The 25,812-nt window shown below is 71.5% G+C and carries 25 protein-coding genes and 1 riboswitch; of the genes, 17 read left to right on the top strand and 8 right to left on the bottom strand.

Going from position 1 to position 25,812, the window contains the following annotated elements; genetic code table 11:
• Positions 1-17: 17 nt before the first annotated feature.
• The gene (locus AB0H82_RS16895) at positions 18-722 is read left to right on the top strand and encodes a response regulator transcription factor (protein ID WP_362993327.1); all 705 of its coding nucleotides are present in this window, start codon (positions 18-20) and stop codon (positions 720-722) included.
• Positions 723-767: 45 nt separating this feature from the next.
• On the opposite strand, the gene AB0H82_RS16890 is transcribed toward AB0H82_RS16895, so the two are convergent.
• On the bottom strand, positions 768-1,094 hold the full coding sequence (locus AB0H82_RS16890; protein WP_362993325.1) for a hypothetical protein: 327 nt from the start codon (positions 1,092-1,094) through the stop codon (positions 768-770).
• Between the two features lie 542 nt (positions 1,095-1,636).
• Between AB0H82_RS16890 and AB0H82_RS16885 the strand changes: the two genes are divergently transcribed.
• The 12 genes from AB0H82_RS16885 to AB0H82_RS16830 all read left to right on the top strand — a co-directional run bounded on the left by AB0H82_RS16885 (position 1,637) and on the right by AB0H82_RS16830 (position 15,525).
• A complete protein-coding gene (locus AB0H82_RS16885) occupies positions 1,637-2,725 on the top strand; it encodes an XRE family transcriptional regulator (protein WP_362993323.1) in 1,089 nt (362 codons plus the stop codon).
• Positions 2,726-3,312: 587 nt separating this feature from the next.
• Positions 3,313-4,302 carry a malate dehydrogenase gene (locus tag AB0H82_RS16880; protein WP_362993321.1) on the top strand — a complete coding sequence of 330 codons (990 nt, stop codon included), beginning with the start codon at positions 3,313-3,315 and terminating at the stop codon, positions 4,300-4,302.
• Positions 4,303-4,471: 169 nt separating this feature from the next.
• Positions 4,472-6,166, top strand: coding sequence for a hypothetical protein (locus tag AB0H82_RS16875; protein WP_362993319.1), 1,695 nt, complete (start codon positions 4,472-4,474; stop codon positions 6,164-6,166).
• Complete coding sequence (locus AB0H82_RS16870) at positions 6,153-6,536, top strand: hypothetical protein (RefSeq protein ID WP_362993317.1); 384 nt, start codon at positions 6,153-6,155, stop codon at positions 6,534-6,536. Before AB0H82_RS16875 ends, AB0H82_RS16870 begins: the two co-directional genes overlap by 14 nt.
• 2 nt (positions 6,537-6,538) lie before the next feature.
• On the top strand, positions 6,539-7,366 hold the full coding sequence (locus AB0H82_RS16865; RefSeq protein WP_362993315.1) for a hypothetical protein: 828 nt from the start codon (positions 6,539-6,541) through the stop codon (positions 7,364-7,366).
• Positions 7,367-7,405: 39 nt separating this feature from the next.
• Positions 7,406-7,651: a helix-turn-helix transcriptional regulator gene (locus tag AB0H82_RS16860; RefSeq protein WP_362993313.1), complete on the top strand. Its 246-nt coding sequence runs from the start codon at positions 7,406-7,408 to the stop codon at positions 7,649-7,651.
• A gap of 10 nt (positions 7,652-7,661) precedes the next feature.
• Positions 7,662-8,219 carry a hypothetical protein gene (locus AB0H82_RS16855; protein WP_362993311.1) on the top strand — a complete coding sequence of 186 codons (558 nt, stop codon included), beginning with the start codon at positions 7,662-7,664 and terminating at the stop codon, positions 8,217-8,219.
• 67 nt (positions 8,220-8,286) lie between these two features.
• A complete protein-coding gene (locus tag AB0H82_RS16850) occupies positions 8,287-9,816 on the top strand; it encodes an aldehyde dehydrogenase family protein (protein ID WP_362993309.1) in 1,530 nt (509 codons plus the stop codon).
• A gap of 124 nt (positions 9,817-9,940) precedes the next feature.
• A complete protein-coding gene (locus AB0H82_RS16845; RefSeq protein ID WP_362993307.1) occupies positions 9,941-11,476 on the top strand; it encodes a GMC oxidoreductase in 1,536 nt (511 codons plus the stop codon).
• Complete coding sequence (locus AB0H82_RS16840; RefSeq protein ID WP_362993305.1) at positions 11,473-12,582, top strand: glycine betaine/L-proline ABC transporter ATP-binding protein; 1,110 nt, start codon at positions 11,473-11,475, stop codon at positions 12,580-12,582. The genes AB0H82_RS16845 and AB0H82_RS16840 overlap by 4 nt, the downstream gene beginning before the upstream one ends.
• A complete protein-coding gene (locus tag AB0H82_RS16835; RefSeq protein ID WP_362993303.1) occupies positions 12,582-14,558 on the top strand; it encodes an ABC transporter permease subunit in 1,977 nt (658 codons plus the stop codon). Before AB0H82_RS16840 ends, AB0H82_RS16835 begins: the two co-directional genes overlap by 1 nt.
• Before the next feature lies 1 nt (position 14,559).
• The gene (locus AB0H82_RS16830) at positions 14,560-15,525 is read left to right on the top strand and encodes a glycine betaine ABC transporter substrate-binding protein (protein ID WP_362993301.1); all 966 of its coding nucleotides are present in this window, start codon (positions 14,560-14,562) and stop codon (positions 15,523-15,525) included.
• A gap of 75 nt (positions 15,526-15,600) precedes the next feature.
• On the opposite strand, the gene AB0H82_RS16825 is transcribed toward AB0H82_RS16830, so the two are convergent.
• Genes AB0H82_RS16825 through AB0H82_RS16815 form a run of 3 tightly spaced genes read right to left on the bottom strand, consistent with a single transcriptional unit; the run spans position 15,601 to position 17,269 of the window.
• A complete protein-coding gene (locus AB0H82_RS16825) occupies positions 15,601-16,338 on the bottom strand; it encodes an isocitrate lyase/phosphoenolpyruvate mutase family protein (protein ID WP_362993299.1) in 738 nt (245 codons plus the stop codon).
• Complete coding sequence (locus AB0H82_RS16820; protein WP_362993297.1) at positions 16,332-16,778, bottom strand: carboxymuconolactone decarboxylase family protein; 447 nt, start codon at positions 16,776-16,778, stop codon at positions 16,332-16,334. Before AB0H82_RS16820 ends, AB0H82_RS16825 begins: the two co-directional genes overlap by 7 nt.
• Positions 16,775-17,269 carry a carboxymuconolactone decarboxylase family protein gene (locus AB0H82_RS16815; protein ID WP_362993295.1) on the bottom strand — a complete coding sequence of 165 codons (495 nt, stop codon included), beginning with the start codon at positions 17,267-17,269 and terminating at the stop codon, positions 16,775-16,777. The genes AB0H82_RS16820 and AB0H82_RS16815 overlap by 4 nt, the downstream gene beginning before the upstream one ends.
• 47 nt (positions 17,270-17,316) lie before the next feature.
• Here AB0H82_RS16815 and AB0H82_RS16810 point away from each other — a divergent pair, with 47 nt between their 5' ends.
• Entirely contained in the window at positions 17,317-18,723 is a 1,407-nt protein-coding gene (locus AB0H82_RS16810; RefSeq protein ID WP_362993293.1) for a PLP-dependent aminotransferase family protein, read from the top strand.
• 62 nt (positions 18,724-18,785) lie between these two features.
• Here the strand turns inward: AB0H82_RS16810 and AB0H82_RS16805 are convergent, their stop codons facing one another.
• Positions 18,786-19,652, bottom strand: a complete 867-nt coding sequence (locus AB0H82_RS16805; protein WP_362993444.1) for a hypothetical protein — start codon at positions 19,650-19,652, stop codon at positions 18,786-18,788.
• Positions 19,653-19,810: 158 nt separating this feature from the next.
• Between AB0H82_RS16805 and AB0H82_RS16800 the strand changes: the two genes are divergently transcribed.
• Together AB0H82_RS16800 and AB0H82_RS16795 are read left to right on the top strand one after the other, a co-directional pair.
• Positions 19,811-20,230, top strand: a complete 420-nt coding sequence (locus tag AB0H82_RS16800; protein WP_362993291.1) for a hypothetical protein — start codon at positions 19,811-19,813, stop codon at positions 20,228-20,230.
• Positions 20,231-20,248: 18 nt separating this feature from the next.
• Positions 20,249-21,442: a glutathionylspermidine synthase family protein gene (locus tag AB0H82_RS16795; RefSeq protein WP_362993289.1), complete on the top strand. Its 1,194-nt coding sequence runs from the start codon at positions 20,249-20,251 to the stop codon at positions 21,440-21,442.
• A gap of 58 nt (positions 21,443-21,500) precedes the next feature.
• On the opposite strand, the gene AB0H82_RS16790 is transcribed toward AB0H82_RS16795, so the two are convergent.
• The 3 genes from AB0H82_RS16790 to AB0H82_RS16780 all read right to left on the bottom strand — a co-directional run bounded on the left by AB0H82_RS16790 (position 21,501) and on the right by AB0H82_RS16780 (position 24,188).
• On the bottom strand, positions 21,501-22,715 hold the full coding sequence (locus AB0H82_RS16790) for a serine hydrolase domain-containing protein (RefSeq protein WP_362993287.1): 1,215 nt from the start codon (positions 22,713-22,715) through the stop codon (positions 21,501-21,503).
• A 131-nt stretch (positions 22,716-22,846) separates the two neighbouring features.
• Entirely contained in the window at positions 22,847-24,028 is a 1,182-nt protein-coding gene (gene rocD / locus AB0H82_RS16785) for an ornithine--oxo-acid transaminase (protein ID WP_362993442.1), read from the bottom strand.
• Positions 24,029-24,035: 7 nt separating this feature from the next.
• Positions 24,036-24,188 (bottom strand): hypothetical protein, encoded by a 153-nt coding sequence (locus AB0H82_RS16780; protein WP_362993285.1) that lies wholly within the window; start codon positions 24,186-24,188, stop codon positions 24,036-24,038.
• Between the two features lie 47 nt (positions 24,189-24,235).
• Positions 24,236-24,326: riboswitch (ZMP/ZTP riboswitch) on the top strand.
• A 40-nt stretch (positions 24,327-24,366) separates the two neighbouring features.
• Here AB0H82_RS16780 and glyA point away from each other — a divergent pair.
• Entirely contained in the window at positions 24,367-25,725 is a 1,359-nt protein-coding gene (gene glyA / locus AB0H82_RS16775) for a serine hydroxymethyltransferase (RefSeq protein ID WP_362993283.1), read from the top strand.
• Positions 25,726-25,812: the final 87 nt, after the last annotated feature.

Here is a 25,812-nt window from a genome sequence, read left to right as displayed (position 1 = left end):
GGTGACCGGGTGACCGGATGACTGCATGCATCAGAGTGCTCGTCGTCGACGACCAATTCCTCATCCGTGCGGGGTTGGTGGGTCTGCTGCGCGCCGCGCCGGGCATCGAGGTCGTCGGCGAGGCGGGCGACGGGGACGAGGCCGTGGAGCTCGCCGCGCGGACCTCTCCCGACGTCGTCCTCATGGACATCCGGATGCCGGGCACGAACGGCATCACCGCCACCGCGAAGATCCTCCAGCAGGCCGCCGATCCGGCGCCGCGCGTCCTGGTCCTCACGACGTTCGACCTCGACGAGTACGTGTACGGGGCGCTGCGCGCGGGCGCTTCCGGGTTCCTGCTCAAGGACTCCGGGCCCGAGCGGCTGCTCGCCGCGGTGGCGGCGGTCGGCGGCGGTGACGCGCTCTTCGCGCCCAGTGTGACGCGGCGCCTCGTCGAGGCGTTCGCCCGGCAGGGGGCGGGGCCCGAGGACGCCGGGCCCGAGTGGGCGCGGAGCCGGCGGCCGCCCGACCTCGCGGCGCTGACCCTGCGCGAGGCCGAGGTGCTCAAGCTGGTCGCGCGGGGCCTGACCAACGCGGACATCGCGGAGCGGCTCTACATCAGCGAGGCCACCGTCAAGACCCACCTCAACCGCACGATGAGCAAACTCGACCTCGACAGCAGGGCGCAGGCCGTGGTGGTGGCGTACGAGTCGGGGCTGGTCACGCCAGGCGCGGGTGGGTGAGCGGGGCCGGGCGGGTGAGCGGGGGCGGGCCGCCGTTCCGGTGGCTCAGCAGGTGACCACCTTGCCGTAGGAGCCGCGGCCCCAGTTCCACTCCCACTGCTGGTTGGGCTGGTACGTCAGGCACGGGGAGTCGTCGCCCCAGTCGATGACGACCTTCAGGTGCATGGCCCGGCCGCAGTGGTTGGTCACCTTCACGTACTTGCGGTGCTTGATGACGTCCCGCTTGACGCAGGCCGGGGCGGTGCCGCGGAGCGAGGGTGCTTTCGGGGTGGCCGATGCCGCGGGGGCCGTGGCCAGGACCGTGCCGAGCAGGGCGAATGCGGTGATGGCGGTGGTGGTGGCGGTTCCGGCGAGTCGCTTGCCGTACTTCATGGGCGGGTCCCTTCGGGGGCCGTGCTGAGCGGTGTTGTCGCACCGACTCTGCCGAGATCCTCGGGTCCGGGGCCGCAAGACATGGCCGAAGTCGCCCTTTCGGGGACGCCGTGCGCGCCGTATAGGGAGGTGGCTGGCTGGTGCCCGGGTGGCGGCTGGGGTGACGGCGCCCGTCCCCACCCCCGTGGGAGGACGGGCACCGTCGGTCGGGGAGATGTGATTCCTGCTGGAACCTCCCGATGTAAGCGGTGCGTTCCGCTCGTGATCCAGAGTCATGGACCCGCCAACCCCGGACAAGGGATGACCGGCCCCTGTGGCACGGAGGTGACCATTCCGCAACGGTGTTCGAGGTGTGCAACGGTGCTGGTGGGCCGGGCCGGGGGGCCGGGTGATCAGGGAGTTTCCGGGTGTCTCGGGCCGCTCCGCGGGTTCCGCCCCCACTTCGGGAACTGACATCCTGGCTCCGAGCATCCCTCTGGGTAGGCCTGGGCGGGGCGGTGCGGGGGGCGGGACAGGAACGTACGGGGGGAATAGGGGGAGCAATGCCTCGTTGGAAGGCGCTACCGGAAGAGCTCGACCCAGAGGTCAAGGAGTTCGCCGGTCAGCTGCGCAGGCTCGTCGACCGTAGCGGGCTGAGCATCGCGGCGGTGTCCGACAGGACCGGCTACAGCAAGACGTCCTGGGAGCGCTATCTGAACGGGCGGCTCCTCGCGCCCAAGGGGGCGATCGTCGCGCTGGCGGAGGTGACGGGCACGCAGCCCGTGCATCTCATCACCATGTGGGAGCTGGCGGAGCGGGCGTGGAGCCGGTCCGAGATGCGGCACGACATGACGATGCAGGCGATTCGCATCTCGCAGGCGCGGGCCGCGTTGGGCGAGACGGGGGCGCATCCGACCGGGCCGGGGCAGCTGGGGCAGTCGGGGCAGGTCTCTTCTTCCTCTCAGTCTTCTCCTCCTTCTCCTTCGTCGACCTCTTCGCCGTCTGCGTCGGCCGTGCCTGCGAAGTCTTCTGGCTGGGGCGTCCGGCCGGTTACCGGGGTCGCGGGTCCTGCCGGGGTGTCGCCCACGGTGCCGCCGCACGTGTCCCCCTTCGGTGAAGCGGGCGGCGGCGGGGAGTCGCCCGACGGGCAGCGGCGGCGCAGGAAGCTGACGATGTTCCTCGCGGGTGTGGTGGGCGCCCTCGTCGTCATAGCCGCCGCCGTCTTCATGACCGGGTTCGGCGACGACGACAAGGGTGACGACAAGGCGAAGCCGTCCGCCACGCCGACCGCCAAGGACACCGATCTGCCCGCGGGCGTGGAGTGCAGCGGCAAGGACTGTGCGGGCAAGGACCCCGAGAACATGGGGTGCGGCGGCGAGCTGGCGAGGACGACGTCGCGCGCGACGGTCGGCACGACGCTGGTCGAGGTGCGGTACAGCAAGACGTGCGGGGCCGCGTGGGCGCGGATCACGCAGGCCACGCCGGGGGACGAGCTCACGATCACGGGGTCGGGGGGCGGGGCGTCGGCGAAGCAGAACAGCACGGTGAACGAGGACTTCGACGCGTATACGCCGATGGTGGCGGTCACGTCGGGAACGGCGGCGAAGGCGTGCGCGACGCTGACCTCCGGGGTGACGGGCTGCACGGAGTAGGTCCCCGGGGGTGGGTGGGTGCTTGCTGTTCGGCGCCTGCTGTTCGGTTGTGGGGCGGGGCCGCGGGGGTATGTGCGTACTCGCCATCCCTGCGCCGCGGCACACGGACAAAGACGCCGATGTTTCCTCGGTGCTCCGTTCGCACACACCCCCACGTCCCCTCGCGTCTCGATCGCGGCTGCGGGCCGGTCCGCGCTGCCCTCCCCACAAATGGCCGCTCCCGGTGGGGATTTGAGGGGCGTGGGAGAAAGTCGGGCTGGAGGGGGCATGACATGGGTTGCTGAGGGCAGGCGGACCGTACCCCCACGGGAGTGGTCACACCCCCACGGCGGCCGCCACGCTCCCCCCTCACGTGGCGGCCGCCCCCCAAGGGGGGCCATAGGGCGTGCTGTGGGGCGGGCCACACCGACCCGGCCGCGAGGGGCGGGCGGGGCGCGATAGCCTGGCGGCGGATCTCTCTTGATGCCAAGAGATCGATCATCGAGAGGCGATCGAAGACTCGAAGAGGCGTCGGCGGGGATCCAGGAATCAGGGGATCCAGTAGAGGGACACGGGACCCCACCGCCAGCTGTCTTACGGAGATCGCCATGACCCGCACTCCCGTGAATGTCACCGTCACCGGCGCGGCCGGCCAGATCGGCTACGCGCTGCTCTTCCGCATCGCCTCGGGCCACCTGCTCGGCGCGGACGTGCCGGTCAACCTGCGCCTTCTTGAGATCACGCCGGCGCTGAAGGCCGCCGAGGGCACCGCCATGGAGCTCGACGACTGCGCCTTCCCGCTGCTGAAGGGCATCGAGATCAGCGACGACCCCAACGTCGCCTTCGACGGTGCCAACGTCGCCCTGCTCGTCGGCGCCCGCCCCCGCACCAAGGGCATGGAGCGCGGTGACCTCCTGGAGGCCAACGGCGGCATCTTCAAGCCGCAGGGCAAGGCCATCAACGACCACGCCGCCGACGACATCAAGGTGCTCGTGGTCGGCAACCCGGCCAACACCAACGCGCTCATCGCGCAGGCCGCCGCCCCGGACGTACCGGCCGAGCGCTTCACCGCGATGACCCGCCTGGACCACAACCGCGCGCTGTCGCAGCTCGCGAAGAAGACCGGCTCGTCCGTCGCCGACATCAAGCGGCTGACCATCTGGGGCAACCACTCGGCCACCCAGTACCCCGACATCTTCCACGCGGAGATCGCCGGCAAGAACGCCGCCGAGGTCGTGAACGACCAGGCGTGGCTCGCCGACGAGTTCATCCCGACCGTCGCCAAGCGCGGTGCCGCGATCATCGAGGCCCGTGGCGCCTCGTCGGCCGCCTCCGCCGCCAACGCCGCCATCGACCACGTCCACACGTGGGTGAACGGCACGGCCGCCGGTGACTGGACCTCCATGGGCATCCCGTCCGACGGTTCGTACGGTGTGCCGGAGGGTCTCATCTCCTCCTTCCCCGTCACCGCCAAGGACGGCAAGTACGAGATCGTCCAGGGCCTGGAGATCAACGACTTCTCGCGTGCGCGCATCGACGCGTCCGTGCAGGAGCTCACCGAGGAGCGCGAGGCCGTCCGCGGTCTCGGCCTCATCTGAGCCCCCGCGTACACGCGCGACCGAAAAGACCGCCCCCCGGCAGCCGTCAAGGCCGCCGGGGGGCGGTCTCATTGGCGTACGACACGGGGGACCACTTGCCCGTACGCTGAAACCACTGCCGTCTCCGGCTCGCCTGCGAGCCCGGGCAGCCAGCGCATCGGGGGTACTCGTGACCCATACCCAAGCACCTCAGAGGACCGGCTGTCCCACCGGTCCCGGTGGGGACCCGAGCGCGAGCGAGGCGACCCGGCTCCTGTGCGCGGCCTCCTACGTCGACATCGGCTTCCGGGACGCGGTGATCGACGAGCTGTACGTCCATGAGGAGCGCATCGCCGCCCCCTCGTCCGGCATCGACGCCACCCGCGTGCTCGCCCACGCGCTGCGCGCCCGGCGCGTCGAGTGCGGCTGGGCGTTCGTGATCCTGCTGCTGTGGATCGTGGCCCTGCCCCTCACCCGCGGTCTTGTCCTCTTCTATCTGCCGCCCTTCGCGATGCTCGTCCTCGCGGGGTGGATCCGGGGGATCGTGAAGCGCTCGTCCCTGCTCTGGCGCGTCGTGGCGTGGCAGCTGCGCTGGAGCGGACGGGGATCGCTCGTCTTCGTACTCCTGCTGCTCCTCGGTTTCGCTGCCGGGGACGGCGGCGACCTCCTCGGCGTCGGCATCGGCGGAGTGGACCCGGCCCCGGCGTGGTTCGCCCTCGCCCTGCCCCTCCTGATGGCCTGGGTCGTGGCCGCGCAGGGCGGACAGTTCGCCAAGGCGCTGACCGGTGAGCTGTCCAGGGCCCGGTTCCCCGATCTCGCCGCCGATCCGGCCGAGCAGGCGGAGGGTGAGCGCTTCCACCGGCTGCGCCGCCGCATCCACGTCGAGCAGCGGGCGCGCCTGGTCATGTACCGCGCGGCGGACCCCTTCTGCGGGGCGGGCATGCCGTACGCGCCGTGGTCCCTGTCGGTGGAGTTGCGGCCGCGTGAGGGCGTCGAGCCCGAGCCCCTGGACAACACGGAGATCCTGGGCCACATCGTGCCGCTCCTGGAGGCGTTGCGCGTGCCGTCCCCGCACGGTGCGCCCTATCGTGCCCTCGCCGTGCGCGACCGGCTGCGTGAGCTGGAGATCGACGAGGTGGTGTTCCTGCCGGTGGAAGGGCTGCCGCGCAGGTCCCAGGCGCCGTACGGACCCGAGGCGTTCGAGGAGCACCGGTTCCGTTCGGTCGAGGAGGGCGGCGAGACCCGGCGGCACTTCCTGCGGGTCAGGGTCGGCGGCTGGGACGAGGAGATCGTCACGACGGTGTTCGTCCGGGCCCACACCCAGGGCGGGATGCTGATGCTGGAGATCGCCCCGCATGTGCTGCGCCCGGTGCGGCAGCTGTACCAGCACGCCGACCGGGTCGCCTACCGGTACCGGCACAACCACCGCTTCGGCAAGGCCGTCTGGGCGCTCGGCCATGTGCCGGCCTCCGCCGGGCGCGCCGCGGTGACGATGTGGCGGGCGACGGGGGTGCTGTGGCGGATCGCCTCCGGCGGCCACGCGAAGGCCCTCGCCGACGGTCCGTGGGCGTCCGTGCGGGAGCTCGGCTCGGACGACCGGGCCTCGCTCTTCCAGGAGATGGACGTCAGCCGCTACCTCAAGTCCGTCCAGGACCGGGTGACGGGCGGGGTGCGGCGGGCGCTGCACGAAGCGGGCTGGCAGACCGAGGAGTTCGAGCAGAAGGTCGTCAACGTCGCCGACGGCGCGACGTACATCGATGAGACGCGCTTCGGGACGGTGGGCGCCGTGGCCATCGGCAATCGGAACGTCGTCACCAACAACACCGGTGGAGCGACCGCCACGACGGCGGCGCACCGGAGCGGGGGAGACCGTGGGAACACCTGAGAAACGCGGCGCGGGCATCCATATCGGCAGTGTGGAGGGCCCCGTCGCGATCGGTGACGGCAACGAGGTGACGTACTACGCGGCCGGCGGGCCGGGACGTGACCGGGCCCAGGAGGAGCTGCTGTCCGCCGTACGGAGGTTGCGCGAGGACCTGGACCTGGACCTGGGGCGTGCGGCCGTCGACGGCCGGACCGCCGTGCTCGACGCCGAACTGGCCGCCGCCGAGGCCGAGATCGCGTCGACGGGCGGCGCGGGTCCCGGCAGGCTCGCCCGGCTGCGGACCGCGCTGGCGGACGCGGGCGCCGGGATCGGGGTCCTGGCGTCGGGTGCGGCGGTCGCCGAGTCGGTGCGCGCGCTGCTGGGCGGCTGACCATGAGCAGGCGCGGTGATCCCGTGCACTGGAACGCCGCGACCCAGCGCTGGGAGCCGGGCGTGGACCCCTCCGTGGAGCCGGTGCCGGTGCGGAGCCCCGACGGGCCGCGGCCCCCGGACCCCGAGGGGGAACGCTTTCCCGGGTACGGCCCGCCGAGCGGCCGGCCGCGCCGCAGACAGCTGGCCGTCGTCGTGGTGGGCGCCCTGGTGGCCGGTGGCCTGGGCGGCGGCTGGCTGGTGTGGGGCCGGGACGACGGCGGGAACGGCCGGGCGGACGGCCGCCCCGCGGTGAGCGCCCCCGTCGCGACGCCCGAGCCCGAGGACCGGACGAGCGCCTCCACCCCCACCCCCGAGCCCGGCGACCGGCCGAGTCCGGTGCCGGAGGGCTACGAGATGCGGAAGGACCCCAAGGGCTTCGCGACCGCCGTGCCGCGCGGCTGGGTGCGTCGCACGGAAGGCGTGCAGGTCTACTACGACTCGCCGGACGGGCGCTCGTGGCTGCAGGTCTCCACGCCCTCGGGCCTGGAGATCACTCCGTACGAGGCGCTGCGCCGCACGTCCGAGGCGCTCAGGGAGGGCGGCGACGCCCTTCTCGGCTACCGGCAGGACGAGCTGGTCGAATTCAACGACATCACGTCCATGCTGACCTTCACGTACGAGCGTCAGGACGACGGGGAGCGCAGGAGAGCCGCGGACTGGGCGTTCATGACCGAGAACGCCGGCCCGCAGTACGCCCTCCTCGTCGACGGCCCCGCCGACGAGTGGCCGCTCCAGCGCAGCAGGGCGAAGACCGCCCTGGACTTCTTCCAGCCCAGACCCGGCCGGTGACTCTTGCTGACGTACTCGTGAATGTAGTACTTCTTATACATGAGCGAGCAAGTGCACAACAGGTTGGCGATGGTGCGCGCCGAGCGGAAGGTGTCGCGTCAGAGCCTGGCCGAGGCAGTGGGAGCCCACTACCAGACCATCGGCTACATCGAGCGGGGGCAGTACAACCCGAGCCTCGACCTCGCGCTGAAGATCTCGAAGTTCTTCGGGCTGCCGGTCGAGGCGCTGTTCTCGCTCGAACCGTTTCGCCCGCTCACGGATGAGGTCTACGGGAGGAAGCGGTGAGGAAGCAGTGATGAAGACCGACGAGCGGCCCATGACCGGCTACGACCGGCGGATGTACGCGATCATGAACCGGCGCGAGGCCGCCCCCCTCTACGCCACCGCGGCCCGGCGCCGCACCGCCGTCGTCACGCACATGGTGCTGACCGGCGCGGGCATCGCCTGCTGGCTCTACTCCGTGCTCGGCGACGAGCGCTGGGCGACGTTCGGGATGCTCGGGATCCTGCTGCCGTGGTGCGTGGCGACCGGCGTCATCAACGGCGCCACCCGCGGCCTCCTGGAGCTGCGGCTGCGCGCCCTCGACGAGCGGCAGCGCGCCGAGAAGAACCGCGTGGTGGCCCGCGCGCACTACGTGACGACGTGGCTTCTGCTCGGCGCGACGGTCGGGGTGGGTGCCGCCGGGCTCGCGGGGGTGGAGATCGAGGGGCTGGTCTTCCCCGTGCTGTTCAGTGTGTTCGTCGTGCACTGGCTCATGCCCCTGTGGCTGGCGGGGCTCACGGTCGGTGACGACCCGGTGGATGACGACGAACTCGATGATGCGGTCGCCGCCCTAGTGACGCAGCGCACGTAAGAGACGCGCATGCATTGTTCCGGTCAGGGAAGGTGCACCCGGCTGCCGCGAGTGACAGGCGGTGCACATGACAGGAACGGAAGGCAAACGGGACGTGTCCGCACAACAGACCATCCATGTGGGCGGAGAGTGGCTTGCGGCCGCCTCCGGCGCCACCCGCGAAATCCTCGACCCGGCGGACGCCAAGCCGTTCGCCGTGATCGCCGAGGGCGGAGCGGACGACGCGGACGCCGCCATCGCCGCCGCCCGCAAGGCCTTCGACGAGGGCCCGTGGCCGAGCACCCCGGTCGCCGAGCGTGCCGCACTGCTGCGCCGCGTCGCCGATCTCCTCGTCCGTGACCGCGAGGAGATCGGTCTCCTGGAGAGCCGCGACGCGGGCAAGACCCTCGAAGAGGGCCGCGTCGACGTGGACTGCGTCGCCGACGCCTTCCGTTACTTCGCCGACCTGGTGATCGGCGAGGGCGCCGGGCGGGTCGTGGACGCCGGGTCCGACGACATCCACAGCGTCGTCGTGCACGAGCCCGTCGGCGTCTGCTCGATGATCACGCCCTGGAACTACCCGCTGCTCCAGGCCAGCTGGAAGATCGCGCCCGCCCTCGCGGCCGGCAACACCTTCGTCATCAAGCCCAGCGAGATCACCCCGCTGACGACCGTCGCGCTCATCGAGCTGCTCGTCGAGGCCGGGCTGCCCGCGGGCGTCGCCAACATCGTCACCGGACCCGGCCACACCGTGGGCGCCCGCCTCGCCGACCACCCCGACGTCGACCTGGTCTCCTTCACCGGCGGCCTCGTCTCCGGCACCAAGGTCGCCCAGGCCGCCGCGCTCGGCGTGAAGAAGGTCGCCCTGGAGCTCGGCGGCAAGAACCCGAACGTCGTCTTCGCCGACGCCTGTGCCACGGACGAGGACTTCGACACCGCCGTCGACCAGGCGCTGAACGCCGCGTTCATCCACAGCGGGCAGGTCTGCTCCGCCGGTGGCCGCCTCATCATCGAGGAGTCCGTGCGGGAACGTTTCGTCGCCGAACTCGCCCGCCGCGCCCAGCAGATCAAGCTCGGCCGCGGCACCGAGGACGGTGTTGAGTGCGGTCCGCTCGTCTCGCAGCAGCAGCGCGAGAAGACCGAGATGTACGTGGCCTCCGCCCTGGAGGAGGGCGCTGTCCTGCGCTCCGGCGGCAAGCGGCCCGAGCCGAGCGAAGTGCGGCCCGCCGAGGGCTACTTCTACGAGCCGACCGTGCTCGACCAGTGCCACCGCGGGATGAAGGCCGTGCGGGAAGAGGTCTTCGGGCCCGTCCTGACCGTCGAGACGTTCCGCACCGAGGACGAGGCCGTCGCGCTCGCCAACGACACCGAGTACGGCCTCGCGGGCGCCGTGTGGACCAGCGACCAGGGCCGCGCCGCCCGCATGGCCCGCCGGATGCGCCACGGCACCATCTGGATCAACGACTTCCACCCCTACCTTCCGCAGGCGGAGTGGGGCGGCTTCGGCAAGAGCGGCGTCGGGCGCGAGCTCGGGCCCGCGGGCCTCGCCGAGTACCGCGAGTCCAAGCACATCTACCAGAACCTGGCACCGAAGCCGGTCCGCTGGTTCGCCGGCTGATTCCCCGGCACGCAGAGGTACGCGCGGGGCGGGAGGTCCGCCCCGCGCGCAACACGTTCAAGCGCCCCCGCTCATGACGCGCTAGCACCTTGGCACGACCTCGCAGGAAGAGGAGCACGTACGCATGTCCGACCAGACCGAGTTCGACTACGTCATCGTCGGTGGTGGCACCGCGGGATCGGTGATCGCCTCCCGCCTCACCGAGAACCCGGACGTCACCGTCGCCGTCATCGAGGGCGGCCCCAGCGACATCGACCGCGAGGACGTCCTCACGCTGCGCAAGTGGCTCGGCCTGCTCGGCGGCGAGCTGGACTACGAGTACACGACCACCGAGCAGCCGCGCGGCAACTCGCACATCCTGCACAGCCGCGCCAAGGTGCTCGGCGGCTGCTCCTCGCACAACACCCTCATCTCCTTCAAGCCGCTGCCGTCCGACTGGGACGAGTGGGAGGAGGCGGGCGCGGCCGGCTGGAACGCCAAGGCCATGGACCCCTACTTCGGCAAGCTGCGCAACAACATCGTGCGCGTCGCCAAGAAGGACCAGAACCAGATCGCCACCGACTGGGTCGAGGCGACGAAGACCGCGCTCGGCGTCCCGGAGATCGTCGGCTTCAACGACAAGCCGTTCGACGAGGGCGTCGGCTTCTTCGACCTCTCGTACCACCCGGAGAACAACAAGCGCTCCTCCGCGTCGGTCGCCTACCTCCACCCCCACATGGAGGCCGGTGACCGCCCGAACCTCCACCTCTTCCTGGAGACCTGGGCCACCAGGCTGGAGCTGGCGGGCAAGACCGCCCGCGGCGTCCACGTGCGGATGAAGGACGGTGCGGAGAAGCTCTTCACCGCCCGCCGCGAGGTGCTCGTCTGCGCCGGCGCCATCGACACGCCGCGGCTGCTCATGCACTCCGGCATCGGCCCGAAGAAGGACCTCGAAGCCCTCGGCATCCCGGTCGTCCACGACCTGCCGGGCGTCGGCGAGAACCTCATCGACCACCCCGAGTCGGTCATCGTCTGGGAGACCGACGGGCCGATCCCCGGCAACTCCGCGATGGACTCGGACGCCGGTCTCTTCGTGAAGCGGGACCCGGACCACAAGGGCCCGGACCTGATGTTCCACTTCTACCAGATCCCGTTCACCGACAACCCGGAGCGTCTCGGCTACGAACGCCCCGAACACGGCGTGTCGATGACCCCGAACATCCCCAAGTCCCGCGCCCGCGGCCGTCTCTACCTGACGTCGGCGGACCCGGAGGTCAAGCCCGCCCTCGACTTCAAGTACTTCGAGGACGAGGGTGACTACGACGGGCAGACCCTCGTCGACGGCATCAAGCTGGCCCGCAAGGTCGCGCAGGCCGAGCCGTTCAAGAAGTGGCTCAAGCGCGAGGTCTTCCCCGGCCCCGACGTCACCGACGACGCCGAGATCAGCGAACTCGTCCGCAAGGCCGCACACACCGTCTACCACCCGGCGGGCACCTGCCGAATGGGTGCTTCCACTGATGAACTCGCCGTGGTCGACCCGGAGCTGAAGATCCGGGGCCTGGCAGGAATCCGTATCGCGGACGCATCCGTCTTCCCGACGATGCCCGCCGTGAACCCGATGATCGGAGTGCTCATGGTCGGGGAGAAATGTGCCGAGATGCTTGGTGGTGACGGCCGATGAGCGAGGCCACCGTGACGACCACGGACCAGAACGAGACGCCCGCGGACGGGCCCGTCTTCGCCGTCAAGAACCTCTGGAAAGTCTTCGGCCCCCGCGCCGAGCGCATACCCGGCGACACGGAGCTGCACGGCCTGAGCCCCGCCGAACTGCGTGAGCGGACCGGCTGCACGGCCGCCGTGCGCGACGTGTCCTTCGAGGTCAACAAGGGCGAGGTCTTCGTCGTCATGGGCCTGTCGGGCTCCGGCAAGTCCACCCTCGTACGCTGCCTGACCCGGCTCATCGAGCCCACCTCCGGCGCCCTCGCCATCGACGGCGAGGACGTCCTCGCCATGGACAAGGCCCGCCTGCGCGAACTGCGCCGCCACCGCGCCGCCATGGTCTTCCAGCACTTCGGCCTCCTGCCGCACCGCTCGGTCCTCGACAACGTCGCGTACGGCCTGGAGATCCAGGGCGTCGGCAAGGCCGAGCGCCGCGCCAAGGCCCTCGAAGTCGTCAAGAAGGTCGGCCTCGAAGGGCTCGAACAGCGCAAGCCAGGACAGCTCTCCGGCGGCCAGCAGCAGCGCGTGGGCCTGGCCCGCGCCCTCGCCGTGGACCCCGAAGTCCTCCTCTTCGACGAGCCGTTCAGCGCCCTCGACCCGCTGATCCGCCGCGACATGCAGGAAGAAGTAGTCCGCCTGCACCGCGAAGAGGGCCGCACGATGGTCTTCATCACCCACGACCTCAGCGAGGCCCTCAAGCTCGGCGACCGCATCGCCCTCATGCGCGACGGCCGCGTCGTGCAGCTCGGCACGCCCGAGGAGATCGTCGGCTCCCCGGCCGACGACTACGTACGCGACTTCGTGCGCGACGTGGTCCGCGCCGACGTGATGAGCGTGCGCAGCGCCATGCGCCCCGCCGAGGGCGACGAGGAGACCGGCGGCGCGGCCCTCGCCCCCGACGCCAAGGTCACCGAGGCCATCGAGGCCGTCGCCCGCACCGGCTCCCCGGTGCGCGTGATGGACGGCAAGCGCTGCCTCGGCGTGGTGGACCACGCCGGGCTGCTCGCCGTGGTCGCGGGCACCGCGACACCGTCCCCCGTCCCCGGCCGGGGCGAGGCGATCGCCTGATGGCCACCGCCACCGCCTCGGGCCCCGTCCGCGACACCGGGATCGGCGCGCTCCTGCGGCACCGTGCCGTCGGCAAGCTCCTGCTGCTCGCCGTCGCCGCGGCCGTCCTCGTGCCGATCGTCAACGCCAAGTGGGCCTCCGGCGCCTGGCCGGACGCGCTCACCGTCGACCTGACCGAGCCGCTCGGGAAGACGACCGACTGGATTATCGACAACCGCGACAGCCACCCGCTGTTCACCTACTTCCTCGGGCACGTCTCCAACGCCATCGTGCTCTCCGTGCGCGGCGTCTACCTCGTGTTGCTCGCCGCGGGATGGGCCGGCGTGACCATCGGCGCCGGGCTCGTCGCCTGGCGCGTGGCGGGCGTGAAGCTCGCCGTCCTGGCGTCGGCCGCGTTCGCCGTGTGCGGGCTGCTCGGCATGTGGGTGCCGACCATGCAGACCCTCGCCCTGATGATCGTCGCGGTCCTCGCCTCGGTCGTCATCGGCCTGCTGCTCGGCCTCGCGGGCGGCCTCAACGACCGCATCTTCCGCATTCTGCGGCCGGTCCTCGACACCATGCAGGTGCTGCCCGCCTACGCCTACCTGCTGCCCTTCGCCCTCGTCTTCGGCATGGGCGTCCCCGCGGCCATCATCGCGACCGTCGTGTACGCCGCCCCGCCCATGGCCCGCCTCACCGCGCTCGGCCTGCGCGGCGCCGACGGCGGCGTCATGGAGGCGGTGACCTCGCTCGGCGCGACCGGCCGGCAGCGGCTGTTCTCCGCGCGCCTGCCGCTCGCCCTCAAGGAACTCCTGCTCGGCCTCAACCAGACGATCATGATGGCGCTCTCCATGGCCGTCATCGCCTCGGTGATCGGCGCGGGCGGCCTCGGCGACCGCGTCTACCAGGCGCTCTCCACCGTCGACGTCGGCCAGGCGCTCGCCGCCGGCATCCCGATCGTGCTGCTCGCCGTGGTCCTCGACCGCGTGACGGGCGCGGCGGGGGAGCGCACCGGCGCGCACGCCGAGTCCACGTCGCCGCTGCGTGGCTGGCGCGGCTGGTCCGTCGCGGGCGCCCTGACGGTCGTCGCCGCGCTCGCCGCCCGCTTCGCGGACCGCGTGGACTGGCCGACCGACTGGGTCGTCAACATCGCGCCCTCGGTCAACACCGCCAAGGAGTGGATGGTCGACCACATCTACACCGGGGTGCCCGTCGTCGGCGGCACCGCCGACTGGGCGTCGCACTTCACCACCTGGATCCTCAACCCCGTCAGGGACGGCCTCCAGGGCCTGCCCTGGTGGTCGGTGCTGCTCGTCGTCGCCGCGCTCGCCTGGCTGATCGGCACCTGGCAGACGGCGCTCACCGCCGTCGCCGCGATGGCCGCGATCGGCGTGCTCGGCGTGTGGGACAAGTCCCTCGACACGCTCGCGCAGGTCCTCGCCGGTGTCGCCGTGACGCTGGTACTCGGCTTCGCGATCGGCATCGCGGCGTCCCGCAGCAAGCGGTTCGAACGCCTGCTCCGCCCGGTGCTCGACGTGTTCCAGACGATGCCTCAGTTCGTCTACCTCATCCCGGTCGTCGCCCTCTTCGGCATCGGCCGCGCCCCCGCGGTCGCCGCCGCCGTCGTCTACGCGCTGCCCGCCGTCGTCCGCATCACCACGCAGGGCCTCAGCCAGGTCGACGCCGCCGCGATGGAGTCCTCGCGCTCGCTCGGCGCCACCAGCTGGCAGCTGCTGCGCAAGGTCCAGCTGCCGCTGGCCCGCCCGGCCCTCATGCTCGCCCTCAACCAGGGCGTCGTCCTCGTCCTCGCCGTCGTCGTCATCGGCGGTCTGGTCGGCGGTGGCGCGCTCGGCTACGACGTGGTGTTCGGCATCGCGCAGGGCGACCTGGCGACGGGTCTGGTGGCCGGTGCGGCGATCGTCTGCCTCGGCCTGATGCTCGACCGCGTCACGCAGCCCACGGAACGCCGGCCCCGCCGCGCGAAGAAGGGAGCCTGACATGCGCGTACGTACGCGTGTCATGAGCGCCGTCACGGCCGCCGGGGCGCTCCTCGCGCTCTCCGGCTGCGGCGCCGCCGACATGAGCAAGCAGGCGTCGCCGTACGCGAACGCCGCCGGAGCCAAGACGGTGACCCTCTCGGTCCAGTCCTGGGTCGGCGCGCAGGCGGACGTCGCCGTCGCCGAGTACCTGCTCAAGAACGAGCTCGGCTACCGCGTCGACAAGGTCCAGATCGACGAGGTGCCCGCCTGGGACGCCCTCAGCCAGGGCCGCGTCGACGCGATCATGGAGGACTGGGGCCACCCGGACCAGGAGCAGCGGTACGTCAAGGACAAGAAGACGATCGTCCCCGGCGGCGACGTCGGCGTGACCGGGCACATCGGCTGGTACGTCCCGACGTACTTCGCGAAGAAGCACCCGGACGTCACCGACTGGAAGAACCTCAACAAGTACGCCGACCAGTTCCGCACGTCCGAGAGCGGCAGCAAGGGCCAGCTCATGGACGGCTCCCCGTCGTACGTGACGAACGACAAGGCGCTTGTGGAGAACCTGGACCTGGACTACCAGGTCGTCTTCGCGGGCTCCGAGGCGGCGCAGATCACCCAGATCGAGCAGTTCGCCAAGCAGAAGAAGCCGTTCCTCACCTACTGGTACAAGCCGCAGTGGCTGTTCGAGAAGGTGCCGATGACGGAGGTGAAGCTGCCCGAGTACAAGGAGGGCTGCGACGCCGACCCGGCGAAGATCAAGTGCGCCTACCCGCACACGCCCCTGCAGAAGTACTTCAACGCGGACTTCGCCAAGAACGGCGGCGACGCCGCGGAGTTCCTGAAGAACTTCAAGTGGTCGGAGGAGGACCAGAACGAGGTCTCCCTGATGATCGCCGACAAGAAGATGTCGCCGGACGACGCGGCGAAGGCGTGGATCGACAAGAACGAGTCGAAGTGGAAGGGCTGGCTGCCGAAGTAGCCCTCTTCGTGAAGTAGCCCTCTTCGCGGGGTGGTGCCGGGTGTCCGTCGAAGGAGGCACCCGGCACTTCCGTGTCTACCCGAGCTGTTCGGCGATCCCCCGCAGGGCCGCCATGGCCTTGCGCAGCAGACCGGGCCCGAACGTGACCCGGGTGGCGCCCAGCGCGCCGAGCTCCCGCGGGGAGGGGCCGTCGGGTGTCGCCAGTACGTTGACCGGCCCCTCGATTCCGGCCCGCAGCGCGGGGATCGCCTCGGCCGGCGCCAGGATCGGATACACGCAGTCGGCGCCGGCGGCCACATACAGGCGAGCCCGCTCGATCGCGGCCGCCGGGTCCCGGACGCCCCGGACGAACGTATCCACGCGGGCGTTGACGAAGAGCCGGTCGCCCGCCGCCTCGCGCACCGCCGCGAGGAAGGCGGCCTGCTCGTCGGGGTCCCGCAGCGTGCCCGTCCCGCCCTCGCCGCCGGAGGAGTCCTCCAGGTTGCAGCCGACGGCGCCCGTCTCCAGGAGCCGGTCCACCAGCTCCTTCGGGGCGAGGCCGTAGCCGCTCTCGACGTCGGCGGTCACGGGCACGGAGACGGACCGCACGATCCGCGCGATCGCCGCGAACATCTCCTGCGGCGGCACCTGCCCGTCCTCGTACCCGAGGGACAGCGCGATCCCGGCGCTCGGCGTGGCGAGCGCCTCGTAACCCGCCTCCTCGAACACCCGGGCGCTCGCGGCGTCCCACGGCCCGGGCAGGACCAGCGGGTCGTCGGGCGCCCGGCCGTGGTGGAGGGCGCGCAGCGTGGCGGCGGCAGCGGGGGTCACCATGCCGGGCCTCCGGGTGCGATGCGGCGGCTGACCATCAGCCGGTTCCAGCTGTTGATGACGGTGATCACGCCGAGGAGATGGGCGAGTTCCCCTTCGGTGAAGTGCTCGGCGGCCTTCGCGTACACCTCGTCGGGCACGAAGCCCTCCGTGAGGACGGTGACGGCCTCGGTGAGCGCGAGGGCCGCGCGTTCGCGCTCGCTGAAGAGGTCGCCCGCTTCCTCCCAGGCGTTCAGGAGCGCGACGCGCTTCGGCGTCTCGCCCTGCTCCAGGGCGATGTCCACGTGCATGTCGAGGCAGAAGGCGCAGGCGTTGATCTGCGAGGCCCGCACCATCACGAGCTCGGCGAGGACCGGGTCGCCGAGGCCCTTCTTCGCTGCGGCGCTCAGCGCGCTCATCGCGCTCGCGACGCCGCGGTCCAAGTGCGTGGTACGAGCGCTCACTTGGCTTCCCCGGCCTTGTAGTGCCCGGGCACCTGACGCGTGCTGACGCCGAAGCGGTTCCACGCGTTGATGACGGTGATCGCGGCGATGAGCTGGGTCAGCTCCGCCTCCTCGAAGTGCGCGGCCGCTTTCGCGTACACCTCGTCCGGCACAAAACCGTCGGTCAGCACGGTGACGGCCTCGGTCAGCTCGATCGCGGCGACCTCCTTCGCCGTGTAGAAGTGCCGCGACTCCTCCCACGCGCTGAGCTGGATGATCCGCTCGACGCTCTCGCCCGCCGCGAGGGCGTCCTTGGTGTGCATGTCGAGGCAGAGCGCGCAGCGGTTGAGCTGCGAGGCGCGGATCTTGACGAGCTCGTAGATCACCGGGTCGAGGCCCTTACGGGCGGCCGCGTCGAGTTTGATCATGGCCTTGAAGACCTCGGGGGCGTGCTGGGCCCAGGCGAGGCGGGGGGTGTGCTCGTGGACGTGGGGTTCGGAGGAGGTACTCATGGTGTCGAAGGTACGGTCGGAGTAGCCCACGAGTATGGTCCATTTCCATGGGAGAAACGTGGGCCACTCTGGGGGTCGACCTCCATCTGGAGACCGGCGGCGACGCGTCCCGCCACGGCGTCCGCAAGGGCCTCACGGACGCGCTGCGGGAGGCCGTGCGGAGCGGCCGCCTGGCCCCCGGCACCCGCCTGCCGTCGTCCCGCTCGCTCGCCGTCGACCTGGGCATCGCACGGAACACGGTGGCCGACGCGTACGCCGACCTGGTCGCCGAGGGCTGGCTCACGGCCCGCCAGGGCTCGGGCACACGCGTCGCCGAGCGGGTCGTCGCGCCGCCGGTGCGGGCCGCGCCGCCCCGCAGGAAGGGCGGGGCGCCCACGTACAACCTGACCCCCGGCTCGCCGGACCTCGCGTCCTTCCCGCGCGCGGAGTGGCTCAAGGCGGCCCGGCGCGCGATGGCCGCGGCGCCCAACGACGCCCTCGGGTACGCGGACCCGCGCGGCCGCGTCGAACTGCGCACCGCGCTCGCCGGCTACCTCGCGCGGGCCCGCGGCGTCCACGCGGACCCCGACCGCATCGTCGTCACCGCCGGGTTCGTGCACGCCCTCGCGGTCCTCGGCCGGGTGCTGCGGGCGCGCGGGCTGCGGGAGGTGACCGTGGAGTCGTACGGCCTCGACATCCACTGGAACCTGCTGCACCGCGCGGGCCTGCGCACGGCGCCGCTCGCCTTCGACGAACTCGGCACGGACGTCTCGGCGCTGGGCCCCGGCTCGCCGAAGGCGGTGCTGCTCACCCCCGCGCACCAGTTCCCGATGGGCGTGCCGCTGCATCCCGACCGGCGGGCCGCGGCCGTCGACTGGGCGCGGCGCGCGGGCGGCGTGATCCTGGAGGACGACTACGACGGGGAGTTCCGCTACGACCGCCAGCCCGTCGGCGCGCTCCAGGGCCTCGACCCCGAACGCGTCGTGTACCTCGGCACGGCCAGCAAGTCCCTCGCACCCGGCCTGCGCCTCGGCTGGATGGTGCTGCCGTCCGGCCTGTACGGGGAGGTCCTCGGCGAGAAGGAGGCGGTGGGCGCGTCCTGCGGTGCCCTGGAACAGCTGACGCTCGCGGAGTTCATCACGTCGGGAGCGTACGACCGGCATGTGCGCGCCGCCCGGCTGCGCTACCGGCGCCGCCGCGACCAGCTCGTCGCGGCGCTCGCCGCCCACGCGCCCGACGTCCGCGCCACGGGCATCGCGGCGGGCCTCCACGCGGTACTCGAACTCCCGCCGGGCACCGAGCGGTCCGTCGTCCAGGCCGCCAACTGGGAACGCCTCGCGGTCCACGGCCTCGCCGGCTTCCGCCACCCGCTGGCGGGCACGGGCCGCCGGGACGCCCTGGTGGTGGGGTACGGAACTCCTGCGGAGCACGCGTGGGCGGGGGCGCTGGAGGCGTTGTGCAGGGTGCTGCCGTGAGTACGGGCCCGCTGGTCCCGCCGGGCCGGGCGTTCCGTTCCGGCGGCCCGTGACCCGTGCGATCAGTCGTGGTGGTCTTCGAGGAGCGGGGTTCCGGCCGGTGCCACGGCCTCGGCGGGGGCCTCGCCGAACCGCGCGAGCGCCAGCGCGCCCGCGACCGCCACCGCGAAGCCCAGGACGGCGAGCCAGCCGAGGCCGTCCCGGGTGCGGTCGCCCAGCCAGACCACGCCCACCAGGGCGGGACCGATCGTCTCGCCGATCACCATGCCCGCCGTGGCCGTCGTCACCGAGCCGCGCTGGAGCGCCGAGGTGAGCAGCAGGAAGGCCGCCCCTCCGCCCACCAGCAGGGCGTACGTCGCCGGGTTGGCCAGGAGCGCCCCGGGCGACACGTCGTCGATGAGACGTACGGTCACCTCGACCACCCCGAAACCACAGCCCGCCCCCAGACCGAGCGCCAGCGCCCGCGCCCGGCCGGGCAGCCGGCCGGCGACCGCGCCGAGGACCAGCACGGCGACGGCGACGGCGAGCATCACGTACCGCAGGGCCGTCGAGCCGGTGCGGTCGCCCTCGTCGCCCGACGCGAGGCCCAGCATCGCGAGGCCCGCGCAGACGACGCCCACCGCACCCCATTCGACGCCGCTGAGCCGCACCCGCAGCAGCCGGGACGCGACCACCGCCGTGACGGCGAGACTGGCGGCGAGCGCCGCTCCCACGGCGTAGATCGGGACGGAGCGCAACGCCACGACCTGCAGCAGGAAGCCGAGCCCGTCGAGGGCGAGCCCGGCGACGTAGCGCCACTGGCGCAGGGCGCGCAGCAGGAGCGCCGGGTCGACGCCGGAGCCGGTACCGGGCGCGGTGGCGCGGGTGGCGGCCGCCTGGAGAACCGAGGCCGTGCCGAAGCAGACCGCTGAGCCGAGTGCGCAAAACATCCCAAGAGACACGAAGTGACTGTAGAGGAAGGTGAGTCAAAGGAGACCCAAGGGACATTGGGTGGAGCCGGTTGGCACGGAGTGCCGGGGCCTCCCTACGCTGATCGCTGATACGTACGAAGCAGGGTGAGAAGCAGGGGCACGGGGGACAACACCGCATGGCACAGAAGCAACCGCGAAGGCTGCGCTCCAGCACGGTCGCGCTCGGCGGCATGGGCGTCCTCGCCGCCGCCCTCACCTCCTGCGGCTCCGACCCGGACCGCCGCTGCGTGGACCGCGACAGCTACGACTACCTCAACGGCTACCGCGTCGTGAGCGACAGCAACTGCAAGACCGGCGCGGCCGGTTCCGCCGGCTCCACCGGCAAGTCCCGCAAGGGTTCCTACGGCACGGGTACCGGCACCGGCACCGGCACCGGCAAGTCCTCGGGCCGCACCGACCCCGCCTGGTACTACGACGCCGACGTCGACGGACGCTACGCCGACAACGGCACCTTCAGCCGCAGCGAGGCCGTCGACCGGGACGGCTTCGGCTGCTCGGGCGACGGCAGTGGCGGCAGCGGCAGCAGCGGCGGCTGAGCGAGCGGTACGTACGCCATGGAACGCCGCACCACAGAACCCCGCCCCGACTGGCAGCGGACCGTCGAGGACCAGGGCCTCATCTACCCCCTGACGCGCTACCCCGACGACACCCTGCGCCCCTACTGGGACGAGAGTGCGTACTACGTCTTCTCGCTCCCCGAGGTCGAGGCGCTGGAGGAGGTCGTCGAGGAGCTCCACGCGATGTGCCTGGCCGCCGCCGCGCACATCGTCGAGCACGACCGGCTCGCCGACCTCGGCATCACGGACCCGCGGGTGGCGGCCGCCGTCACCGAGGCCTGGCACCGCCGCGCCGAACTCCCCTCCCTCTACGGCCGGTTCGACCTGCGCTACGACGGCACAGGCCCGGCCAAGATGCTGGAGTACAACGCCGACACCCCCACCTCCCTCGTCGAGGCCGCGAGCCCCCAGTGGTTCTGGATGGAGGAGCGCTTCCCGGGCGCCGACCAGTGGAACTCCCTCCACGAACGGCTCGTGGACGCCTGGCGGAAGCAGGCCCCGCTCCTCCCGCCCGGCGGCCCGCTGTACTTCGCCCACTCCGCCGGCGACGAGCTCGGCGAGGACCTGATGACGGTCGCGTACCTGCGCGAGACCGCCGAACAGGCCGGTCTCGCCGCCGAGTCCATCTCCATGGAGGACATCGGCTGGGACCGTCTCTCGCGCCGCTTCGTCGACAAGAAGCTCCGTTTCATGCGCAGCTGCTTCAAGCTCTACCCGTGGGAGTGGCTGACCACGGACCGCTTCGCGCCGCACGTCCTGGAGACCCTCGACAACGGCGGCGGCACGGGCTCGACCCTGTGGATCGAACCCGCCTGGAAGATGCTCCTCTCCAACAAGGCGCTCCTGGCGGTGTTGTGGGAGCTGTACCCGGGCCACCCGAACCTGCTGCCCGCCTATCTGGACGGCCCGCGCGAACTGGCCGTGTCCGGCGGATACGTCGCCAAGCCGCTGCTCGGCCGGGAGGGCGCGGGAGTGACGGTGCATGAACCGGCCCCCGCACCCGTCCCGCCCGCCCCGCGCGAAGAGGCGTGCTGCTACCAGCAGCTGTCACCGCTGCCGGACTTCGACGGCAACCGGGTGGTGCTCGGCGCGTGGGTCGTGGCCGACGAGGCGGCGGGACTCGGCATCAGAGAGTCCTCGGGACTGATCACGGACGAGTACGCGAGGTTCGTCCCGCACGTCATCCTGTGAGCCCCGGGGCCCCCGACGAGAGGGCAGGGGGCCGGGGGAGGGCCCGCACCGGCACGCCTCAGCGGCACAGAGCCTTGTCCACGACACCGTCCACCCGGGTCATGACCGTCTTGTCGTTCGGCTGCATGGTCACCGCGACGTTCGCGGCGCGGCCCTTGTCGGTGACCCCGCCCCGGGTCTCGTATCCCGGATAGCTGCCGCCGTGACCCCAGTAGACACCGCCGCACGACAGCGGCTTGCTCACCAGACCGAGGCCGTAGCGGGCGCCACGGCCGAAGTAGTCGGCGCGGACGGTGGTGCGCATCTGGTCGAGCTGCTCCTTGTGGAGGAGACGGCCGCGCAGGAGCTCGCCGTAGAACCGGTTGAGGTCGGAGTTGGTGGAGATCAGCTGACCCGCCGCCCAGGTCCAGGACGGGTCGAGCTCCGTGATGTCGCGCAGGGGCGCGCCCACGGCTTCCTGCAGATAGCCCTTGGGGTGGGGTTCGCGGATGGTCGCGTCGTGGGGCGCGGGGAAATAGGTGTAGCGCAACCCGATCCTCTTGATGACGCGCTGGTCGATCTCCTCCGCCACGGTGCGCTTGGTGACCTCTTCGACGATCAGCCCGGCCAGTACGTAGTTCGTGTTGCTGTACGCCCATCCCTTCCCCGGCTCGAACTCGCCCTTGTACTGAAGCGCGATGTCGAGCAGTTCACGAGGCTCGTAGTAACGCGGCTGGAGGTCGTGCTTCGTGTAATTGGGCAGCCCGCTCGTCTGCTGCAGGAGGTGACGGATGGTGATCCGGTTGCCGTCGATCCCCTCCCCGCGCACGACGCCCGGCAGATAGGTGTCGACCGAGTCGTCGAGGCCGACCTTCCCCTCGCCGACCAGCTGCAGCATGACCACCGCGGTGAACGCCTTGGTGTTGCTGCCGATCCGCACCTGACCGTCCCGGGGCACCTTCGCCCCGGTGGCCAGATCACCGACCCCTGCCGTGTAGGCACGGCTGCGGCCGTCGCGCCCCTTGACACTCGCCAGCGCTCCGGGCAGGCCGTCGTCGCGCACCAGCGCGTCCAGGCCCTGCTGGACCGCGTCCGGCCCGGACGTGACGGACGCGGACGCGGCGGGTGCCGCGGACGCCGCAGACGGCACCGGAGCCCCCACCGTCAGGGCGCCCACACCCACGCTGATGGCCACCGCGGTCGCGGTCGACACGGCTCTGCGCCGACCGCCCTGCCACCGACCGTCCTGCTGACGACCGGGAAAACGGAACTTCTGCCATGCCTGCTCACGCACGAGCCAACTCCTGTGGAAGCGTCGGGAATCCGGCGGCACCCGCCGGACTCCACACTTCCGGATGAGGACACCCGCGACGATCCTGCCAACCGCCCACTCCAGGTAGGGGTAACCCCCGCCCCGGCCGGCCGCTAGCTCAACACGGCCCGCAGCTGATCGAGCCCCCAGTCCAGATCCTCCTTGCTGATCACGAGCGGGGGAGCGATGCGGATCGTCGACCCGTGCGTGTCCTTGACCAGCACCCCCCTCTCCATCAGCTTCTCGGAGATCGCCCGTCCCGTGCCGTACGACGGGGCGATGTCGACGCCCGCCCACAAGCCGCGTCCCCGCACCTCCGTCACCTTGCCCGCACCGGTCAGCAGCCCCAGCTCGGCGTGCAGGTGATCACCCAGCTCCGTGGCGCGCTGCTGGTACTCACCCGTCGACAGCATGTCGACCACCTCAAGCCCCACCGCGCAGGCCAGCGGGTTGCCGCCGAACGTCGAACCGTGCTCACCCGGCTTGAACACCCCGAGCACATCGGCGTCCGCCACCACGGCCGACACGGGCACCACGCCGCCCCCGAGCGCCTTGCCCAGCAGATACACGTCCGGCACCACACCCTCGTGCTCGCACGCGAACGTACGTCCCGTCCTGCCGAGCCCCGACTGGATCTCGTCCGCGATGAGGAGGACCCCGCGCTCCCGGGTCAACTCCCGCACCCCCGGCAGATAGCCGGCCGGCGGCACAAGCACCCCGGCCTCGCCCTGGATCGGCTCGATCAGCACGGCCACCGTGTCGTCGGTGACCGCGGCCCGCAGCGCCTCCAGGTCGCCGTACGGCACGATCTCGAAGCCCGGTGTGTACGGCCCGAAGTCCGCCCGCGCCTCCTCGTCCGTGGAGAAGCTGATGACGGTCGTGGTCCGGCCGTGGAAGTTGCCGGCCGCGACGACGATCTTCGCCCGCCCGTCCGGCACCCCCTTGACCTGGTACCCCCACTTCCGCGCGGTCTTCACGGCCGTCTCCACGGCCTCCGCGCCCGTGTTCATGGGCAGCACCATCTCCTTGCCGCAGAGCTCGGCCAGGCGCGTACAGAACTCGGCGAACCGGTCGTGGTGAAACGCCCGCGACGTCAGCGTCACCCGGTCGAGCTGCGCCTTCGCGGCGTCGATCAGCCGGCGGTTGCCGTGCCCGAAGTTGAGCGCGGAGTACCCGGCGAGCATGTCGAGATAGCGGCGCCCCTCGACATCGGTCATCCACGCGCCCTCGGCGGAGGCGACCACGATGGGCAGCGGATGGTAGTTGTGCGCGCTGTGCGCCTCGGCCGAGGCGATGAGCCGCTCACTGGAAGACGGCGACGGCGATGACGGCGATGACGGCGACGAGGGCGATGACGACGATGACGTGCGGGGAGATGGCGTACTCGACACGGGGTCTCCGTTCGTCTTGCGGCGTGGGGCGGATGTGGCGCCCAATTCCTATCGTCGCTCGCATCGCGGACGAAGAAACCTGCCGGATCGGCGTGCCCGCTAGGCTGGCCCCGACAGCACGGTGACTGGCGCACGGGGAACCGACCCCGATGGAGCCGTGCCAGGCAGAACCTTCGAGGTGCCGCCCGCCTGGGCACCCCGGGACCACGACCGGACACTGACCGCTCGCCCCGGAGGACGCCATGACTTCCATTTCCCCTTCCTCATCCCCTGCCCCTGCCTCTCCCTCTCCCTCTCCCTCCCCTTCTCGCTCTACCTCTGCCGCTCAGCACCACCCCGCCCTCGCTGCCGAGGACCCCGAACTCGCCGCCCTCATCGGTGCCGAGGAGCAGCTCCAGGCCGACACCCTGCGGCTCATCCCCAGCGAGAACTACGTGTCCACCGCGGTCCTCGAAGCCTCCGGCACCGTCCTGCAGAACAAGTACAGCGAGGGCTACCCCGGCCGCCGCTACTACGAGGGCCAGCAGAACATCGACCCCGTCGAGCGCCTGGCCATCGCCCGCGCCAAGGCCGTCTTCGGCGTCGAGCACGCCAACGTCCAGCCCTACTCCGGCTCCCCGGCCAACCTCGCCGTCTACCTCGCCTTCGCCGAGCCCGGCGACACCGTGATGGGCATGGCCCTGCCGATGGGCGGCCACCTCACCCACGGCTGGGGCGTCTCCGCCACCGGCAAGTGGTTCCGCGGCGTGCAGTACGGCGTGCGCCGGACCACCGACCCCGGGACGAACGGCCGCGTCGACCTCGACGAGGTCCGCGACCTCGCGCTCAAGGAGCGCCCCAAGCTGATCTTCTGCGGTGGCACCGCCCTCCCCCGCACCATCGACTTCGCCGCCTTCGCCGAGATCGCCCGCGAGTCCGGCGCCGTCCTGGTGGCCGACATCGCGCACATCGCCGGCCTGATCGCGGGCGGCGCCCACCCCTCACCGGTGCCGCACGCCGACGTGATCTCCACGACCACCCACAAGACCCTGCGCGGCCCGCGCGGCGCGATGCTGATGTCCCGCGAGGAGCACGCCAAGGCCATCGACAAGGCGGTCTTCCCCGGTCTGCAGGGCGGCCCGCACAACCAGACCACCGCGGCCATCGCGGTCGCCCTCCACGAGGCGTCCCGGCCCTCCTTCCGCGACTACGCCCACGCGATCGTCGACAACGCCAAGGCCCTCGCCGACGCCCTCCTCGCCCGCGGCTTCGACCTGGTCTCCGGCGGCACGGACAACCACCTGATCCTGATGGACCTCACCCCCAAGGACGTCCCGGGCAAGATCGCCGCGAAGGCCCTCGACCGGGCCGGGATCGTCGTGAACCACAACACCGTGCCCTACGACCCCAGGAAGCCGTTCGACCCGTCGGGCATCCGCATCGGCACCCCCTCCCTCACCTCCCGCGGACTCGGCACGGAGCACATGACAGCCGTCGCCGAATGGATCGACCGTGGTGTCGCCGCGGCGCGCACCGGTGACGAGGACGCCCTGACGAAGATCAGGTCCGAGGTCGCCGACCTGATGTCCGCCCACCCGGCACCGGGCCTGCCCGCTGCCTGAGCGGCCCCCGCACGGGTGGGGCCGGACGCACTGTGTTCCTCGTCTCATCGGCCGCGACCGCGGGCAGCCACAGCTCGGACGCCGCAC

It is taken from the genome of Streptomyces sp. NPDC050732, assembly GCF_040654255.1.
GTDB lineage: Bacteria > Actinomycetota > Actinomycetes > Streptomycetales > Streptomycetaceae > Streptomyces.
The sequence above is the reverse complement of the archived record's forward strand: the minus strand, read 5'-3'. Positions and strand labels throughout refer to the sequence as shown.

Bases quoted from the DNA above. Each gene is read 5' to 3' on its own strand.
- AB0H82_RS16810 (WP_362993293.1), top strand. From the start codon at position 17,317: ATGGGAGAAACGTGGGCCACTCTGGGGGTCGACCTCCATCTGGAGACC.
- AB0H82_RS16805 (WP_362993444.1), bottom strand. From the start codon at position 19,652: ATGTTTTGCGCACTCGGCTCAGCGGTCTGCTTCGGCACGGCCTCGGTT.
- glyA (WP_362993283.1), top strand. From the start codon at position 24,367: ATGACTTCCATTTCCCCTTCCTCATCCCCTGCCCCTGCCTCTCCCTCT.
- AB0H82_RS16855 (WP_362993311.1), top strand. From the start codon at position 7,662: ATGAAGACCGACGAGCGGCCCATGACCGGCTACGACCGGCGGATGTAC.
- AB0H82_RS16885 (WP_362993323.1), top strand. From the start codon at position 1,637: ATGCCTCGTTGGAAGGCGCTACCGGAAGAGCTCGACCCAGAGGTCAAG.
- AB0H82_RS16830 (WP_362993301.1), top strand. From the start codon at position 14,560: ATGCGCGTACGTACGCGTGTCATGAGCGCCGTCACGGCCGCCGGGGCG.
- AB0H82_RS16840 (WP_362993305.1), top strand. From the start codon at position 11,473: ATGAGCGAGGCCACCGTGACGACCACGGACCAGAACGAGACGCCCGCG.
- AB0H82_RS16895 (WP_362993327.1), top strand. From the start codon at position 18: ATGACTGCATGCATCAGAGTGCTCGTCGTCGACGACCAATTCCTCATC.
- AB0H82_RS16860 (WP_362993313.1), top strand. From the start codon at position 7,406: ATGAGCGAGCAAGTGCACAACAGGTTGGCGATGGTGCGCGCCGAGCGG.
- AB0H82_RS16800 (WP_362993291.1), top strand. From the start codon at position 19,811: ATGGCACAGAAGCAACCGCGAAGGCTGCGCTCCAGCACGGTCGCGCTC.
- AB0H82_RS16795 (WP_362993289.1), top strand. From the start codon at position 20,249: ATGGAACGCCGCACCACAGAACCCCGCCCCGACTGGCAGCGGACCGTC.
- AB0H82_RS16845 (WP_362993307.1), top strand. From the start codon at position 9,941: ATGTCCGACCAGACCGAGTTCGACTACGTCATCGTCGGTGGTGGCACC.
- AB0H82_RS16865 (WP_362993315.1), top strand. From the start codon at position 6,539: ATGAGCAGGCGCGGTGATCCCGTGCACTGGAACGCCGCGACCCAGCGC.
- AB0H82_RS16780 (WP_362993285.1), bottom strand. From the start codon at position 24,188: ATGCGAGCGACGATAGGAATTGGGCGCCACATCCGCCCCACGCCGCAA.
- AB0H82_RS16825 (WP_362993299.1), bottom strand. From the start codon at position 16,338: ATGGTGACCCCCGCTGCCGCCGCCACGCTGCGCGCCCTCCACCACGGC.
- AB0H82_RS16835 (WP_362993303.1), top strand. From the start codon at position 12,582: ATGGCCACCGCCACCGCCTCGGGCCCCGTCCGCGACACCGGGATCGGC.
- AB0H82_RS16850 (WP_362993309.1), top strand. From the start codon at position 8,287: ATGACAGGAACGGAAGGCAAACGGGACGTGTCCGCACAACAGACCATC.
- AB0H82_RS16815 (WP_362993295.1), bottom strand. From the start codon at position 17,269: ATGAGTACCTCCTCCGAACCCCACGTCCACGAGCACACCCCCCGCCTC.
- AB0H82_RS16880 (WP_362993321.1), top strand. From the start codon at position 3,313: ATGACCCGCACTCCCGTGAATGTCACCGTCACCGGCGCGGCCGGCCAG.
- AB0H82_RS16890 (WP_362993325.1), bottom strand. From the start codon at position 1,094: ATGAAGTACGGCAAGCGACTCGCCGGAACCGCCACCACCACCGCCATC.